Source organism: Phocaeicola plebeius, assembly GCF_003437535.1.
Lineage (GTDB): Bacteria > Bacteroidota > Bacteroidia > Bacteroidales > Bacteroidaceae > Phocaeicola > Phocaeicola plebeius_A.
Window position 1 is genome coordinate 1 of the sequence record NZ_QSQT01000005.1, and the last position, 17,289, is coordinate 17,289.

General features: G+C 38.4%; 11 protein-coding genes. All 11 read right to left on the reverse strand.

What is annotated here, in order from left to right; translation table 11 throughout:
• Positions 1-66: 66 nt before the first annotated feature.
• The 11 genes from DXD04_RS03635 to DXD04_RS03685 all read right to left on the reverse strand — a co-directional run bounded on the left by DXD04_RS03635 (position 67) and on the right by DXD04_RS03685 (position 17,214).
• Entirely contained in the window at positions 67-2,142 is a 2,076-nt protein-coding gene (locus DXD04_RS03635) for a GDSL-type esterase/lipase family protein (RefSeq protein ID WP_117670985.1), read from the reverse strand.
• 1 nt (position 2,143) lies between these two features.
• Positions 2,144-2,806, reverse strand: coding sequence for a GDSL-type esterase/lipase family protein (locus tag DXD04_RS03640; RefSeq protein ID WP_117670988.1), 663 nt, complete (start codon positions 2,804-2,806; stop codon positions 2,144-2,146).
• 27 nt (positions 2,807-2,833) lie between these two features.
• Positions 2,834-4,843 carry a family 20 glycosylhydrolase gene (locus DXD04_RS03645; protein WP_117671130.1) on the reverse strand — a complete coding sequence of 670 codons (2,010 nt, stop codon included), beginning with the start codon at positions 4,841-4,843 and terminating at the stop codon, positions 2,834-2,836.
• Positions 4,844-4,863: 20 nt separating this feature from the next.
• Complete coding sequence (locus DXD04_RS03650) at positions 4,864-6,342, reverse strand: alpha-L-fucosidase (protein WP_117670990.1); 1,479 nt, start codon at positions 6,340-6,342, stop codon at positions 4,864-4,866.
• 97 nt (positions 6,343-6,439) lie between these two features.
• A complete protein-coding gene (gene nanU, locus DXD04_RS03655; RefSeq protein ID WP_117670992.1) occupies positions 6,440-7,999 on the reverse strand; it encodes a SusD family outer membrane lipoprotein NanU in 1,560 nt (519 codons plus the stop codon).
• Positions 8,000-8,012: 13 nt separating this feature from the next.
• Positions 8,013-11,378 (reverse strand): SusC/RagA family TonB-linked outer membrane protein, encoded by a 3,366-nt coding sequence (locus DXD04_RS03660; protein ID WP_117670994.1) that lies wholly within the window; start codon positions 11,376-11,378, stop codon positions 8,013-8,015.
• Positions 11,379-11,720: 342 nt separating this feature from the next.
• On the reverse strand, positions 11,721-13,343 hold the full coding sequence (locus tag DXD04_RS03665) for a sialidase family protein (protein WP_117670996.1): 1,623 nt from the start codon (positions 13,341-13,343) through the stop codon (positions 11,721-11,723).
• Between the two features lie 15 nt (positions 13,344-13,358).
• Positions 13,359-13,805, reverse strand: a complete 447-nt coding sequence (locus tag DXD04_RS03670; RefSeq protein WP_117670998.1) for a NanQ anomerase/TabA/YiaL family protein — start codon at positions 13,803-13,805, stop codon at positions 13,359-13,361.
• Between the two features lie 19 nt (positions 13,806-13,824).
• The gene (locus DXD04_RS03675; protein ID WP_117671000.1) at positions 13,825-15,063 is read right to left on the reverse strand and encodes an MFS transporter; all 1,239 of its coding nucleotides are present in this window, start codon (positions 15,061-15,063) and stop codon (positions 13,825-13,827) included.
• A gap of 38 nt (positions 15,064-15,101) precedes the next feature.
• A complete protein-coding gene (locus DXD04_RS03680; RefSeq protein ID WP_117671002.1) occupies positions 15,102-16,286 on the reverse strand; it encodes an AGE family epimerase/isomerase in 1,185 nt (394 codons plus the stop codon).
• A gap of 10 nt (positions 16,287-16,296) precedes the next feature.
• Entirely contained in the window at positions 16,297-17,214 is a 918-nt protein-coding gene (locus tag DXD04_RS03685) for a dihydrodipicolinate synthase family protein (protein ID WP_022053812.1), read from the reverse strand.
• Positions 17,215-17,289 lie beyond the last annotated feature (75 nt).

Below are 17,289 nucleotides of genomic sequence, written 5' to 3' on the forward strand. Positions count from 1 at the left end.
ATAATGTTTAACTTGTCCAACTTTTTGGGGTCACTTCATTTTGAGACAGCCTCATGTAATGTTTACCTATTGAATGTTATCTCGGAATGAAGATGCAGGAAGTTGGTCTTTGTTGACTAAGTTTGCTCGTGTAAAAGGACGCCATCCATAACGTATATATTGGGGGTTCTTTACCTGATTAGTATAAACCTTAATTTTATTCCCTTCAATTATAGCTTGGGCAGGGAAATACTTTCCTTCGTGTTCGGCTAATTCAAAACCGGTAAGAGGATTTCCGTCAGAACTGTGTAATCCTTCTGCATAATCAAATTCTATAATAACTTCATTATTTTTACTTATTGCTTTTTTATAAAGAGGACCGGATGGGAGTAAAGAATAATGATAAGTTTGATTTAATGCCCATCTAGCTAAACGCTCTCCAATAGGACGTTTATCTTTAGGGTGTACATCCAGTGAATCACCTTTATCGGAGGAGACGGCCATACCAGTATGGGGTAATTCATTCATTAAGCGTCGTTGGCTATCTCGAAACCAGGTCCATGAGGGACGGTTTAGGCTTGAAAGTTGTACAAAATAAAAAGGCATGTCAGGGTTATTCCAGTTGTCTCTCCATCCATTAACTAGAAGCTTGAATAATCTATAATGGGCTTCCATATTGTGAGCATTCGATTCTCCCTGATACCAGATTATCCCTTTGAGAGGATATTGTTGTAGAGGAAGTATGCCGGCTTCGTATAAATAACAAGGTTCATACGGGTGTCGTTTGAATGTATTTGTACTTTGTTTTAAATTTAATAAGGCTCTTTCTCTAGCCCAGCCCTGGATAAAGTCGTTGTTAGTCCAGTCTTTCAGTATTGCAGGAAAATACTTTTCTAATGAATGACGATCAACCCAGGATTCAGTGGTAGATCCTCCTACAGCGTTGCAGATTAGTCCTACAGGGACTTTTAAACTGTCTTGTAACATTTTTCCGAAATAGTATGCTACAGCAGAGAAAGTTGCAGCGGTATTGGGGGTACATTCTTTCCATGAAGTAGTCTGGTAATATAGTAAGTGATTAACAGAATCAATAGCATTTGTAGGCCATTCTGAAGCATTGGTCTCCCATTTCCCTTTCATATGAAATAAACGAATTTGAGAGTTGTGTGCTTGGGATGCAGCTGTAGGGCCATCTTGGGTTTGTTGCAACATGAACTGCATGTTAGATTGGCCAGAGCATAGCCATACTTCTCCTGCTGCTACGTGATGAAAAGTATGTGATTGCTGTGGAGTTTGTATGGAAAGTTCATAGTTATCTCCAGCCTTGATCGGATCTAAGATTACTTCCCATTTACCGTTTTTATCAGTAATGGTTTTTTTCTTTTGTCCGTCAATACTTACTGTGACAGGAGTTTTCGTATTAGCTGTGCCATGAATACGTAGTGGGGTATTACGTTGTAATACCATATAATCAGTATAGAGAATCGGTAGTTTAAGCCCTCCATAATCGCCGGTGATAGCTGAGTATGCTGTCTGAGCCAAAATATGTGCTCCTTCTTCATTAGGATGAATGGCATCAGGCAATAAAAGAGGGTAAGGGTATAATGGGGTATGGAAATCTATGAGCTCTGCCTGACTTATTTGTGCAACGACTTTAATTGCTTCTTGAATTTCTTCATGCCATTGTTGGGTACCTGAGATAAAACGAGGATGTCGGTCAGCTATTGGGGTAATGTATGCCAATAGAATGCGGCATTGAGGATTGACTTTTTTAAAAGACTCTATTAGCTTCAAATAATCATGAACGAACTCATCTCTGTAGTTAGGCCAGTTTCTTGGATCTGTGTCATTGATACCAAGGTGAATGACTACAATATCTCCAGAAAAATCAAGAGCTTTTTGATATTCCTCTTGTTGCATATAAGGACGATGTCCATGTGCTAGTAGAGTGGCGCCTGGCTTTCCAAAATTACCCACAGAATATTTCTTTCCCAATAGCTTCTGTAATTGTGCAGGATAAGAGTCTGCATCACGGTTTGTGATGCCAGTGCCATATGTGATACTGTTTCCTACACAAGCGACTTTTATTGTTTCTGTAGCTTGTATCGGTTGCCGCAAAAAGGCAAACAGCCATACTAGTGAAATTAAGATAGATTGTTTCATTTTATTTTTTTAGATAAGGGGTAATTATTTCTTTCCATAACATGTAACCTTTTCCTAAAAGGTGTAGTCCGTCATTGGTATATTCTGGTTTCATTTGTCCATTATCATCTACAAAGTGAGTGAAAAGATCAATATATTTCACATTTTCTTTTTGGCAAATATTAAAAATAGCCTGATTAATGTCAGGGATTTCTTGCCAATGGGAGGTATGTTCTTGAAACATGTTGTATTTTGTGGTAACAGGTAATACACTTTGTATCAAGATTTCTGTGCACGGTGACTCTTTTTTTATTTTTTGTATGATTTGTTGTATATCAGAGGCAATATTATTCGGAGATTCTCCTTGAGGAACGTTGTTGATTCCAATCATTAGAAAGATTTGTGCAGGCTTTCCTTTAAGGAGGACAGAGATTCTATCATAGACTCCCCACGTAGTATCTCCACTGATTCCTCTATTTTTGACATGGGGATTTTGGAATAATTCACTCCATTCTCCTCCGTCGGTTATACTATTTCCGATAAAAAGAATATCATCCGAACTTGTTGGGAGTTGTTCAAATAATGAAGCTCGTTGGTAGTAATAAGTAGAATATTTTCTTTCTGTTTGTCCGAAAGTAGATAGGCTTACTGCTAAGCCTATGATGAATAATATTATTTTGTTCATAAGTATATAGTATTAAACAGATTAAAATTATTTTTTATTGGGGGAATAAATAATATTGTCTATTTCTTTTTTCCCGTCAGGAGCTACAAAGACAGCATTGAACATCCATTTTACCAATCTGACTTCTGGGGTTTTAAACTTTCCTACAGGTAACTTGAGGAAGAGTTTGTTCCATCCTTTTTGTAAAGTAACTTGTATTGGCGGACGGGAGGCTGCATTTTCATTCATTAATGGAATTTCGTTTGATCGGTCTTTATGGGTATTCCTCCAAACAGGTGGAAGTAGTTCTTTATTATTCAGCCAGACACGGCTACTTTTATAGTCCCATGTTCCTTGTTGTGGGGCTAGGTCACTTTCGGAACGACTGTAGTTCTGAAAATCCAAGAATAGTCCTACGTGTTGTTCGTAAGGAGAAAATACCCAAGTAGTAGCATAAGCTGTATGATTTTCCTTTGGAGAAGTATAGAACCCAGGAATTAAATCTCCCCATACATGGCGTAAGTATAGTCCGGCTCCATAAATGATGCGGCTTTGATAGGTTTTTCCTTTATATAAATAGCTTTCTTTTTCTTCCTTTTCTGGTGGAAATGAACGGGTCAAATCCCCTTCGTTTGGGAATGCCTCTGTGATGCGCCATACCACATTGGTTTGTTTAACATAGGGAAAAGGTTCGTTTGTGAATGTATGTTCTTTATGCCAAAGCATTCTATTTTCAAAATCAACAAACTGAGTATAGATTCCTGTGTCGTTTTTCCATAAAAGGTTAGTCTGGTCGTCAAAATACCCATATCCTCCTCCTTTCCAGCTTCGTTCTGCTAGAGCCAGCATGTTGGCATATAGATTGTTTTCTGCAACGATTTGTTTTTCATCGCTGAGATAACGGTCGTTCCATATAGCCAAAATACTTCCTGCAATATCTTCGTTTCCCATATCTTGATTATAAATGCGGCTATTGTATAAAGCTACCAAATCAGCAAAAATATCAAAATGATTAATGTAATGATAGCGGCTGTCGATTGCTGGAATGCCAGACTGGGCTTTTCCTCGGTAACTCCATAGCTGTGTCATGTCTATTTCGCCTGCTTGATATTGCCAACCTGGGTTCCATGAAATGACTTTCTTTCCTTTTTGTCGAATATAGGTTACCATTTCTGGAACAAATTGTGGGTTTATAAATTGTACTTCGTCTGTACCAATATGTATATAAGGTGTATCAAATGTTTCACACACTTCATCCATGAGTTGCTTTAGAATAGTCATTCCTTTTTCACTTTGCATATCAGTTTGGAAAGTTTTGACAAAAGCTTCACTATGTCCGGGCATATCAATTTCGGGAATTAATGTGACATGCCGTTGCTTGCAGAAAGCCACAAGATCTTTGGCTTCTTGTAGGGTGTAATACTTTCCTGGCATACGACTCATGTTTTCAGGAGCATTGAGCTCGGGATATATCTTACTTTCCAGTCTCCATGCTTGATTTTCAGTTAGATGCCAATGGAATACGTTGATTTTAAATTTACTGAGTAAATCGATTTCTTTTTTTAATTCTGCCATGGAGATATAAGTACGTCCTACGTCATGCATAAATCCCCTGATGCGAAAAGCAGGCCAGTCAATAATCTCACAGGTAGGAAGAAAATGATATTCATTACTTTTGCAAGTCAATTGTTGTATAGTTTGCAAAGCTCTGTATACTCCTGTAGAAGAGGTCGCTGTGACATAGATTTGTTTTTCTGTAATTTTTAGTTTATAACCTTCATTTGAATTAATAGGAATTTCAGGTAGGTTATCTATAATGCTAATTTTAATGATCTTATCGGTTTGTACAGAGGTTGAGGATGCCTTGTTGCCTTGTAACCAGTCTTCCCATTCTTTTGATATACTACTTTCTGTTGTTTCAAGATGTATTTGATCTAATATTAATTGTTTTCCGGTAAAAGTTATTTTTTGCGGATAGGGTAGAAGAGGGTAGGTTGGGTTACTCCAACTGGATAACCAGATACAGAATGTTGCTATGAAAAGGGAAATAAGTTTCATGTTATTTTTCATGTTATAGACTATTGAATATTGGTAATTTTTAAAGTCCATGCATATTTACATGGCATCTTCAAAAATGTTATTTGAGGCAAATATACGATAAGATTTTGTCCTTTTTGTTCCCATCTTAATTTATCCGGATAACCAAGTAGATTAATGATTGTATGTGAAGTTGATTTAACATCTTTTAATGTTATCTTATCAGGATAGTTTGTTAGGATAGCATATAAATTGTTTGCTTTACAGGTAAAAAATACTTCTTGTGTAGCATATCCAGGTTCAGGGTTAACTGTTTGTTTTAGAATAGCATTCCCGCTGACATAATATTTTTCTCCAGACTTCCAGTCACGTTTTCCTTCTGACCATTGGCAATTCTTTTTCCATGGTCGAGTATTGTAGATGCCTTCTCCATTCACTTTAAGCCATTCTCCTATTTGAAGTAGTCGTTCTTGCATAATTGGAGGTATTTTTCCTTCTGCTGTAGGACCTATGTTTAACAGAAGATTTCCGCCCTGGCTAACTATTTTTATTAGTGTGTGGATCAAAGCTTGGGGGACTGCATAATCTTCAATGTCTTCAAGTTTGTTATATCCAAAAGAAAACCCCATTCCTCTACATTCTTCCCAAGGCTTGTCATATTTTTTATTTGATGAACTATATTCGCTTGTATAAAAGTCACCATGCTTGCCATTTTTGAATTTTGCCCATCGGTCATTGATAACAACACTATCTTTTACTTCGGAGGAAGAATATAACCATGCAAAGAATTCTTTAGTTTTCCAGATTTCTTCGTCGTAGTTATCTGGTCCGTCGGCCCAAATTAAATCAGGCTTATATTTTGTTATAAGGTCTTTTAATTGTGGGTATAAGTGTTGTTCCACATAGATAGGCATTGTAGAAGTTGTGTAAAAAGGATTGTTCCATTCTCGTAAAGAAAAGTAACAACCTACTTTAAGAGGGGTTTTTCGAATTGCTTTTACAAATTCTTCTACCAAATTTCTGTGTGCACCTATTTCCATACTATTCCATGGTCGTCTATGGTGGAAAGATGCTTCTTTGCTATCCCATAAGGCAAAGCCATCATGGTGTTTGGTTGTTAATACTGCATATCTAGCCCCAGATTTAACAAATAAATCAGCCCATTCTGTAGCATTGTAATCTTGTGCTTTAAACAATGGGGCAAAATCCATATAGGTAAAATCTTTTCCATAGATTTTTTGGTGGTAGTTATAAATTTCGTCTCCTTTAAAATCTCCATTGCCAAATAGCGTTTTATTATCAAGCCAGTATTGATACCATTCAGCGTAAGTTCCTTTAGGTGACCATGCTGGTACTGAATATAGTCCCCAATGGATAAATATACCAAATTTAGCATTCTGAAACCATGTTGGAATAGGGCGTTTGTCCAAAGATTCCCAGTTTGGGGTATATATGGTTTGTGAAAGCCCTGTTGTTAAAGTGATAAAAAAGAAATAGATTCCGAAAAAGAAGGTTTTCATATAGTGTTTATTTGAATTGGATTCTAAATAAAATAAAGCCTTAGAATTCTCTTTGGAGAAAATTCTAAGGCTTGTTATCAATCTTTAATAATGAGATTTAGTATCCAGGAGTCTGGTTCAATGCACTATTTTCTCCTAATGTATTTTCATCAATAGGCCATAATAGACGTTCTGAATTTGCATTTGAATATTTAGTAGCATACTCATTTCCCATGAGACGAATATCATACCAGCGTTTTCCTTCGAATAGGAATTCTCTCATTCTTTCTTTCAAAATTGCTTCAATAGGGTTATCATCACTTCCAACGAATCTATTGTTGGCATAGAAGGTTGCATCCTTATCATTGGGGTAGGCTATTTCGCTTCTATGTTCATTGAAGTATGTAGTTCCGTAAGCACGTTCACGTACTTCATTGATTTCTTGAGTAATATCCTCTCCTAAGAAAGCCTTGGCTGTAGCTAACGCAAGTAGACAATCTGCATATCTGTAGATTGGATAGTCATCTAACCAGCTTCTTTGAGCATCACCATCCAATAATACTCCTTGGAATTTATAAGCGATAGGTGAGTTGAAAGAAAGAGTTCCACTTGTATTGTCTTTATTATAAATACCTTTTATGGAAATTGATTTTCTAGTATCTCCTTCTCGGAATAACTGAGTGTATAAATCTTGTTCAACTTGATAACGAATTAATCCACTCATGTCTGCCATTTCCGTTTCATTGAGTAGGGCTCCATTTTCATCGTAATAAGTACCAAAATTTGCCTGATTCATGACCATCGTTGATCTATATTGGTCATTCCAGAGGCTGTATTCGTTTCTTCCGTTATGTATAGCGAAAATGATTTCGTCATTTTCTTTATTGTCGTATGCAAATACTTTTTTAAAGTCGTTCAACAATCCTACACCAGCTGTTTTTACTGCCATTAACGCATTCTTAGCTGTAGTGTAATCACTTTCTCCGCCATTCATTTGTTTTCCGCTCCATAAGTAAACTTCTCCTTTCAGCATCATTGTGGCTGCTTTTGACCAATAGCATTTGCCGTATTTGAAAGAATAGTCATCACCAAAGGCATCTTCTGAACTTTGGATATCTTTTTTGATTTGGGTCATTACATCTGCTGCAGATGAAGCGGCTTTGCTAGGATTACCTATATCAATGGAGTTACCGTTAGTATAATCTAACTGGAGTACTACATCACCCCATGAACGTAGCAAATGGAAATATACATAAGCTCTTAAACCATAAGCTTCTCCTAGATAATAGTTTTTAGTACTTGCATCTAGTAAATCAGTAGATTCAGTATGACTAATCATCAAGTTTAATTGATTAATTAATACATAGAAATCTCCATAATTACTAATCACAGGGTTGGCTGCATTTAAAGTGTTGTCAATCATTCTCTCCACTCCTTGAGTAGCTTCCCCAGTGAATGGATTGGAATTGTAAATATCAGCGCGAGGTTCTCCTAATTCGAAAATAGTATAAGATCTTTCGCGAAGCAGACCGTGAAGTCCCACATTAAATGCCTCAAATTGAGCCGCATCTTTCCAATAGTTTACATCAGTAATACTACTAACAGGTTCCATATCCAAGCAACCAGTAAAAGATGTTGCCAGGCATCCGGCTATAATATAGTTGAATATTTTTTTCATAATTGTTGTTTTTTCAGAATGTTACAGATAAGCCAAACAATAAGGTTCTAGGAGTTGGATAACGGCCATTATCAATTCCTCGTCCGTAAACTGTAGATACAGCTGGTTCAGGCGATACACCGTCATATCCAGTAATATAGAATAGATTCTGTCCTGTTACATATACAGATGCATCTTGCATACCTGCTTTACCAATCCATTTTTTTGGTAAAGAGTAGCTGAGGGTAATCTCTCTTAGTGCCAGATAATCTCCTTTTTCATAGAAACGTGAACTATTATTATCCACAGCTGTATTACCATTGTTAGAACGAGTAATGTTTTTCTTGTTCAACTGGTCAGCATAAGTGAAGACTGGAAGATCCGTATCTGGATTCGTTTCACTCCATGTGTCATGAACTTTATCTATGATATTAAACTGTCCTTGATACTGTCCTAAAGAACGGGCCTTTAAGTCGTTGTAAATAGTGTGTCCCAAAGCATAGTCGAAACGTGCGTATAATGACCAGTTCTTATAAGATAAGGTCGTTGAGAATCCACCTGTTACTTTAGGGAATATATTACCAACTACAGCACGGTCAAGGCTGTTAATCTTTCCATCCTTATTAATGTCTTCCCAGCATACATCTCCTGGTTCTATGGGTTTCCATCCGTTTGATTCAGCATAAGTTACACCTGTCTGTGGGTTTATTTCATTGGCCATACCTGGTCCATACAAGTTGGCAACTTCGTCAATGACCATGTTGGCGTTAGCTTTTACATCATTCCAATCTCTAAAGATATGATTCTGCACATAGCCTACCATGTCACCGAGTTTTCCACCTTCTCTATAGCCGCCAATCCATTTGGTCGGAGTCTCTCCTGTTTCAGGGTTGTAGAGTCCAGCTGCCACTTCATAACCATCAATCTGGTTAAATGGTTTGTCACTTGTAGGTAATTTTAAAACCTTGTTTGACACTGAAGTTAAGTTAGCAGAAACTTCCCAGTTAAAACCTTTAGCATTAGATAGAATATTAGCTCTTACCTCCATTTCAAATCCTGAGTTACGCAATTTTCCCAAGTTGGTTTTCATACTTGAAAAACCAGTATATGCGGGCAGGTTCACATCGGTTAGCAAATCATCTGTTGTTCTGTTGTAATAGTCAAAGATGAAGCTTAACCGGTTGTTGAAGAATCCTAGGTCCAAACCGGCTTCAAATGAACGGCTCTGTTCCCATCTTAATCCTGTATTTATTAAAGAAGAGTTGTAGTATGCAGTTGCACCATCGTAATTACCGGCTCCAATCTGCTTATAAATTCCGTAAATATCAAAGTTCCCGATACCATTTACGTTACCGTTTACTCCATAACTTAAACGTGGTTTGATGTTACTGATTACTTCTGAAATTTTAGATTCTTTCCAAAAATCTTCTTCTGTGACATTCCATCCCACAGAAACTCCAGGAAAGAAACCCCAACGGTTGTCTTTCAATCGAGAAATACCGTCGTAACGAGCTACTAATGAAAGCAGATATTTCATTTGATAGTTATAGTTTACACGACCAAATACGGATGCAATCCGATAACCTGTTTTTTCAGACTTGGTGGATGTACGTGATGCTCCTGCATTTAGAGTCGGAATATCATCTGTTGGAGAGTTCTGAGTTTTGGCCTCCATCATAAATTCATTATAACCGAAATATTCACTTCCTACCATTACATCCAAGTTGTGCTTGTCTTTGAATGTATCTTTATAATTCAATGTTCCATTGACCTGAATCTGAGTATAGCGTTCTATCTTTGCACTAGCATCACGTGTGTTAGTTGGTGTAGATGAGGTTTGAAGCTGGTATGATTTATTGAATGTTTCATATTGATAATCATAATGGTAAAGCGATGAGTTTCCGCTGAATGTCAGTTTTTTAGGAATAATATCCAAATCGAAACCAAAGTTATATGTCGATTTACGTGTACCATCTTCACTAGTCAGTTTGTCTCGATAATATTCAGGATTACCATCACCTGTTCCCCAACCTGATGCAGGCGAACCATCTTCGTTGTATGGATTCCATGTCGGACGTTGTGAGCGTGTACGATAGAATAATTCATAAGAACCAATCCATAATGATGGTTGCTGTGACCATGTATAGGTAGCACCGGCTTTCACATTTAAGAATGGGAAAATTTTGTAGGTACCGCTTACAGAGCCGTTGAAACGTTTGTACCCAGTTCCCTTAATCTGACCATCTTCATTGTAATATCCCATGCTGGCCATGTAAGTACCCTTATCATTTCCTCCGGTAATATTTACATAATGATCTTGTGTCAAGGCTGTATTAGCAAAAACGGCATCATCCAACTGACCACTATAATCCTTATAAAGAAGTTGTTTACCTTCATAATATGGGTCATCCATAACTAGCCAACCTTCATTTCTTAGATGAGAAGTTTCATCGGTTAGATATTTTACGTCGATAAGGTCATTTTGTGTACCATATCCAGTTTGAGTATCTACGCTTGCTGCTCCCGGTACGTTGTTTGTATAACGTTTATAACCCAGACGGTTATAGTAAAGATAATCGTGGGCATTACAGAAATCATATCCGTAACGTGCAAAGTTTACACCCAGTTTAAATTTATAGTTTACTGAAGCTTTACCTGCTTTTCCACTTTTTGTTTCTACAAGGATAACACCTCCGTTGGCACGTGCACCATAGATAGCAGTAGAAGCGGCATCTTTCAATACTTGTATAGATTCAATATCTGAAGGGTTGATGTCACTCATGCTTTCGCGAATAATACCATCAACAACAATCAATGCTTTACTATTACCACCGGTAATTGTTGCTCCACCACGAAGAGTGATATCAGGTTCAGCTCCAGGCTGTCCTGTTGTATTGATAACTCGCAAACCTGTTACAGAACCTTGTAAAGCCTGTCCTGCGTTACTCATAGCAGCATTTTTCAGAACTTGATCATCCATTTTTGAAATGGCCGTAGTTAATGCAGCTCGTTTCTGTGAACCACCATATCCGGTTACGACAACTTCTTCCAATGTTTGGGTATCTTCTTTCAGAATGATGTTAATCGGAGTACCATCCCATTTTATGGTTTGTGTAATATATCCTACGAAAGAAATTTCAATAACATCCCCTTTCTTTACGTTTGATAGAGAGAAGTTTCCATCAATGTCTGTAATTGTTCCATTTGTAGTTCCTTTTACTATTACAGAAGCTCCAATGACAGATTCGCCTGTTGCGTCTTTCACAATACCTTGACATATACCAGTTTGTTGTACAATGTCAATTTCAGATTCATTTTTTGATAAGTCCGCATATGCCATACCCGTAGATAAACTGCCTAGTAACAGCCACATACCGACTGACTTCATTTTTCTATTCATAATTCATGCATATATAAGGTTAAAGTTTGCGATTGATGATTCTTCAGTTAACTTAAGGCCTTTTTAAAATGAATTTTATTAATACGTCTATTTACATGTGGCAAATATAGAAATAAAAATTTGATGTCACAATTATTTGATAAAATATTTTATGAAATACCGATTTTATTTGTGTTGTATTTTTGTTTTTACCGATAGTTTATAAAGTTGAATTTCTTTTATTGTGATTCTGATTATACGTATAATGATAAGAATGTTATTTATATATGCTGATATTCAGCAATAAAAAAGGGGATATCATAATTGATATCCCCTTTTTTATTGAAATCTTTATATAATAAATTATTTTATAATATCTTTCAGTTTAATGCTTTGGAAAGTCATGTGAGCTACACTGCTTTCATACAATATACCGATAGTTTCTTTATCTATCATTGTCAGGCAGGAATATCCCCAATTGTATCCCTCATCTAACAGAAGCTGATGTTCCGAACTCCAGGTATTTCCTCCATCCATGCTGATTTTAATCGTCATGTCTTTACGGGCATTTGTAGAATTGGGGTTGGAGAAAATTAAAAGGTCTTTACCCAATACATTATCTTTCGCTTTTACACTGATCAGACTGGCCATACATACGGGCTCTATCAAAGCAGTACGGGATGATTCGTGTTCCTTCCAAGTCTTACCTAAATCTTGTGTGGTATAAACGGCCCGGCTTCCTCCTCGGTTATCTCTCATGTTCAGCATTAAAGTGCCAGGTTCAAGCTCTGCCACTTGTGCTTCTGTGGTATTAGTACGTGCATGGTGGTGTATGGTCCATGTTTCTCCACGGTCTTTGCTATACATGATACCCGCATTGGGGATTCGGGTTTTGTCGATAAACTGAATGGGGAATACCAATGTACCATCTTCCATTGTGATGCCTCGTCCCGGGCCTTGCAATAAGAAATACCATTCCGGAAGCTTCACTTGTTCGGTAATATTGATTGGTTCAGACCATGTTTTTCCATCATCTGTACTTTTAGCGAGTACCAATTGAGCGGTATGGTTCAAGTCCATTCCCTGATGTGAACTCCACCATGCTCTTTGGTTACCCATTCCGTGTGTCCATGCCGCTACAATCCATACGGTGTTGGTTTTGGTGTCTACCAAGATAGAAGGGTCGCCTACACCATTCTGAGCTGAAGGAAGTCCACCGTATTCTTTGAATGATAGAGGTAAACACATTTTTTCCCATGTTTTTCCTCCGTCTGTACTGCGGCTGAGGCCTATGTCGATATGTTCCTGCAAATCTACACTGCTGTTGTAACGCACATCGTATACTCCCAAGAGAGTACCTTTATTTGTAGTAACCAGCCCTGGAATACGGAAAGCTGCTGAACCGTCATCACCTGCATGGCGAACTCCTACTGCCATTCTTTGTACGACTTTCTGTTCTGTCGTATTTTTTGTGGGTATAATTTTCCCATCACCTTTTACCTGAGTTACTTCTGCACAGATTTTTGTGTGTAGTGAAGCTGTTGGTTGCATTTCGATACTGATCCAGAAGAAATTATATCCAGGAAAGAGGTTCTGTTTTCCTTCCAGTGTCAGCGTATTGGTTTTAGGTGTTATTTCTGCCTTTTTTATAGAATAAGATGGATTAGCAGAAAGGGTTTGCCCCGGATTGTTGCTGGAAATGTATTCTACGGGTGCAAAGCGTTTTTTTCCTCTGTCTTGTGGAGCATCTGTTCCTCCATAATACAATTTAATAGCTTTGATTTGTGACAAAGGTACGTTCTTGTCGAAGGTGATAGTGACATTGTCAAGGGTCTTTGTTTCTTTGGCATCGAGACGCAGATAAGCCAAGACATTATCATGTCTTTCTATTAATATCGGTACTTGTGGGGTTTTAACAAAGACAGTATCAGCAGCGTGCAGACCGATGGAAAGCATTCCGATACATAAGGATAATAGTTTTTTCATAATGCAGTTGCTGGTTTAGATTTTTACTTTAGCTATAAGTTTTCTTATTTTTCCTTCTCCAATTACAGGGGCATGTGGGTCTTCCGGATATACAATGGCAAATTGTCCGGGAAGCAAATCAACAAAGGTTGTAGGTACATCTGAATAGAGTGCACAATCACCTTCTTTCTGATACGCTTGTTTCAGTTGGTTTACATCTTCAATGGCTTTCCAACCGATACGTTCTTTCCCTTCCAAAAGAATATGTATATCAATGTAATCACGATGTACTTCCAGAACCTGTTCAGATTCTTTCACGCATGTGGGGTTAACGTTGTTGATAAACAGGTTATCTCCATCCAGTTCTATTCTTCCACATGGTGTATGCAATAAGTCGTGACTCTTTACATAATCGAACAATTGTTTAAATAAAGGATGTAGCGGTTCAATTCTGCTACTATTTTGTAAATTGGAAACAATCATAATATATAAAAGTTTTTAGTTATTCCATATTGTCTGTTTTAGGACGTAAGAAATACAACTGTACGCCAAGAGCAATAGCTACCACGATAGCTAGCATGGCAAAACCGGCTCCTAAATTGCCGCTATCACCCCATCTTCCTAAAAGATGAGTAATGAAAGCACCGGCAGATACACCAATCATATTCATCACTCCATAGGCAGTAGCCCGTTGTTTGTGAGATACAAACTGACAGAGGATAGGCATGTTATTAGTATCAAAGATTCCATAACCGATACCAAACAGCAGCCCGGCACCTACTACTGCTACCAGATTATGTCCGAATCCTAATAAAAGTAGTGATGGAATGGTCAATCCCAAACCGATGGCTCCGGTATATACACGTCCGCGTAGATTTTTCTGCACCCATTTATCCGATAAAGGACCGCCAATAAGAACTCCGATGAATGAAGATACGGCGATGGTTATAGTAGAAATAGGTCCGGCTTGTGACATGGGTAAATCAAGGTTTTCAGCAAACAAGGTCGGAAGCCAGTTTTTGGTAGCCCACCCGGGAAGGCTTGGGGCTGCAAAGTAGAGCAAGATTACCCAGAAAGCTACGTTGGTTAGCAAGGATTTTAGACTGGTAAAGACGCTCTCTTTCTCTTTTTGTGGATTGGCTTGAAGTTTTTCTGTAGGAAGAATTTCTGTTTTTTTGTCATGTAAAAATAACATCAGAATTACGGCATAGGCAATTCCGATGATACCGAACCAATGGAAAGTGGTGTGCCAGGAAAAGGCATCGGCTACGGTTGCTCCGAATCCTCCGATGGCTTGTCCTGTGTACAAACCTGTCATATGGATACCTACGGCCAAAGAACGGGATTTTCCAGTATGATAGTCTGCAATCAAGGAAAGTCCGGCAGGGATGTAGAGTGCTTCGCTCACTCCCATTAAGGCACGTAGCCAGACAACCTGATTGAATGTTTCGGCTATTCCCATCAGATAAGTTACGGAAGACCATACGAACAAACTTCCAACAATCAGCCATTTGCGGTTCAAACGGTCAGCTATGACGCCTGAAACGGGACTCATCAGTGCGTAAATCCAGAGAAAGATTGCCATCAGATAGCCGAAGTTGGTAGCTGATTGCAGTTCTACAATGTCAACCTGCATCGCATCTTTCATGGTGCTAAGCATTTGTCGGTCCATATAGTTAAGCAATGCCACTCCCCATAGTAGGCCTACTACAATCCACGGATAAATTTTTGAGTTTTTCATATATTATGGTTATTCAGTTAGCAATGTAACTTGCCGGATTATTCTCCGGCAAGTATTTCTTTACATAATGTATATCCTTTTATCATCATTCTTGGAATATGGAAAGGACCTTTAAAGAGGTTACCTTTCGCAGGTTGAGCTACTGTACCGTCACGATGCAGGTACCCGTACCATTCTCCAAATTCACTGTCAGGGAAATGAGCATACGTCCAATCACTGATTTGTTTGTGACGTTTCAGGTATTTCTCGTCCTTGGTCAGTTTATATGCATATAAGTTGGCAATGATGGCTTCTGTTTGTGGCCACCAGAATTTCATGTCTTGTGAATAATCCTGTGGAGGAAGATTCTTGCAATCCTTGAAATTGATGATGCCACCATACTGTTTGTCCCATCCCCATTCCCAAGACCAGTCAAGAATGGTTAGGGCCATGTCAATGAGTTCTTTGTTATTGTTCATGTTACGTGCTACATCGAACAGGAACCAAGAGGTCTCGATACAATGTCCCGGATTGATGGTACGGCCATTCATTGTATCGATAAATTCTCCTTTAGGGCCAACCATTTCCAGCAAAGCCTTGAATTCAGAATGCATGAAATAGTTTTTCAATGCATAAATGGATTCTTCAATCTGTGCATCGAGTTCAGGATCTGAAATTACTTTCTTGATACTGGAAGCCACATTGACCATAATCATGGTAATGGAATGTCCTTGTGCCTGAACCGTAGGTAAATATTTCGGTTCAAGTATACCTGGAGTATTCAGGAAGTGGCGCATGCGCTTGAACAAATCAAGTGCTTTTTGGGCATATTCTTTATTACCGGTAGCCAGTGCATATTCCGACATGGCGATGGCGGCAAAACTCTCAGAAAATACATATCTTCTTTTCCGGAGCGGAGTTCCGTCTGCTGCTACCTCGAAATACATTCTTCCATCAGTATCGAAGCAATGCTTTTCAATAAAGTCGAGTGTAAGCTTGGCAGCATCCAGCCATTCAGGATTTTTTTCTATATTGTTATATGCGTACGAGCAAATGAAAGCAAAGCGTCCCTGAAACCAGACCGATTTAGTGGTGTCAATAAGTTGACCGTTACGAGCCACGCAGGTGTATATGCCACCGTGTTCTTTGTCAAGACCATTCTTTAACCAAAATGGCATGATGTTATGGGTGAGATCTTCTTTGTAGTTCTCAGCCCAATATTTAGCGTAAGTTTCTATAGACATAAGAATGGATTTAGAATTTGTTGCAACGATCAAAGAAGTTGATGGCTTCCAGTTCTGCCTTCATGCGTGCTTCTTCTTCGTCTGTCATATTTTGGAACGGAGTACGGTTCTTACCTAAATCCAGCCCGATGAGCTTCATGATTCGTTTACCACCAACGATATTACCGCGGTAATGGCAAATCACGTTGATTACATCCTGAGAGAAGTTCTGCAGTTCGCGTGCTTTTTCGATGTCACCAGCTTTCCATGCGTCGATGATGCCCACCAGGTTGATTCCGTTATAGTTAGTTGTACCGCCGATACCACCTTGTGCACCACCCATAGCTAATGATGGAAGAATTGTTTCATCCTGACCGTGCAGCATGTCGAATTTTCCGTTCTTGTACAAGCGGCACTGGTTGTATTCGTAAATGCTTTCGTATGTATATTTGATACCTGCGAAGTTAGGAATACGTCCGTCTACAGCTTTCAGTAATTCTACCATCGGTAAGAAAGCACCATTGAATGCCGGAATGTGATAATAATAGAAAGGAAGATTTGGGGCTCCAGCCGCAATTTCTTCACAATATTTCACCAGCTCTTCAATGCGACCAATTTTCGGGAATGGAGGAGCCATGGCACCGATACCCCATGCACCAATCTTCTGAGCATGTTCGGCCAGCATTTTGCTTGCTTTTACACAGCAGCTTCCTACGTGTACAATTACCTTGAAACCTTCGGGAGCAGCTTTCACCCATTCTTCTGCCAGTTTCATACGTTCTTCTTCGGTCAGCATGTAGCCTTCACCAGATGAACCGTTGATAAACACACCTTTCAGTCCATTTTTTGCTAACATTTTTGCATAAGCAGAAATGGGTTCATAATTTACTTCACCATTTTCATAAAATGGAGTAAATGGGGCATCAATTAAGCCAATAATCTTTTCCATAATATTATATTTAATAAATTAGTTTATTTAATAATCGCAAAAATAAGGATATAATTTTTATATTACAAGGTTTTA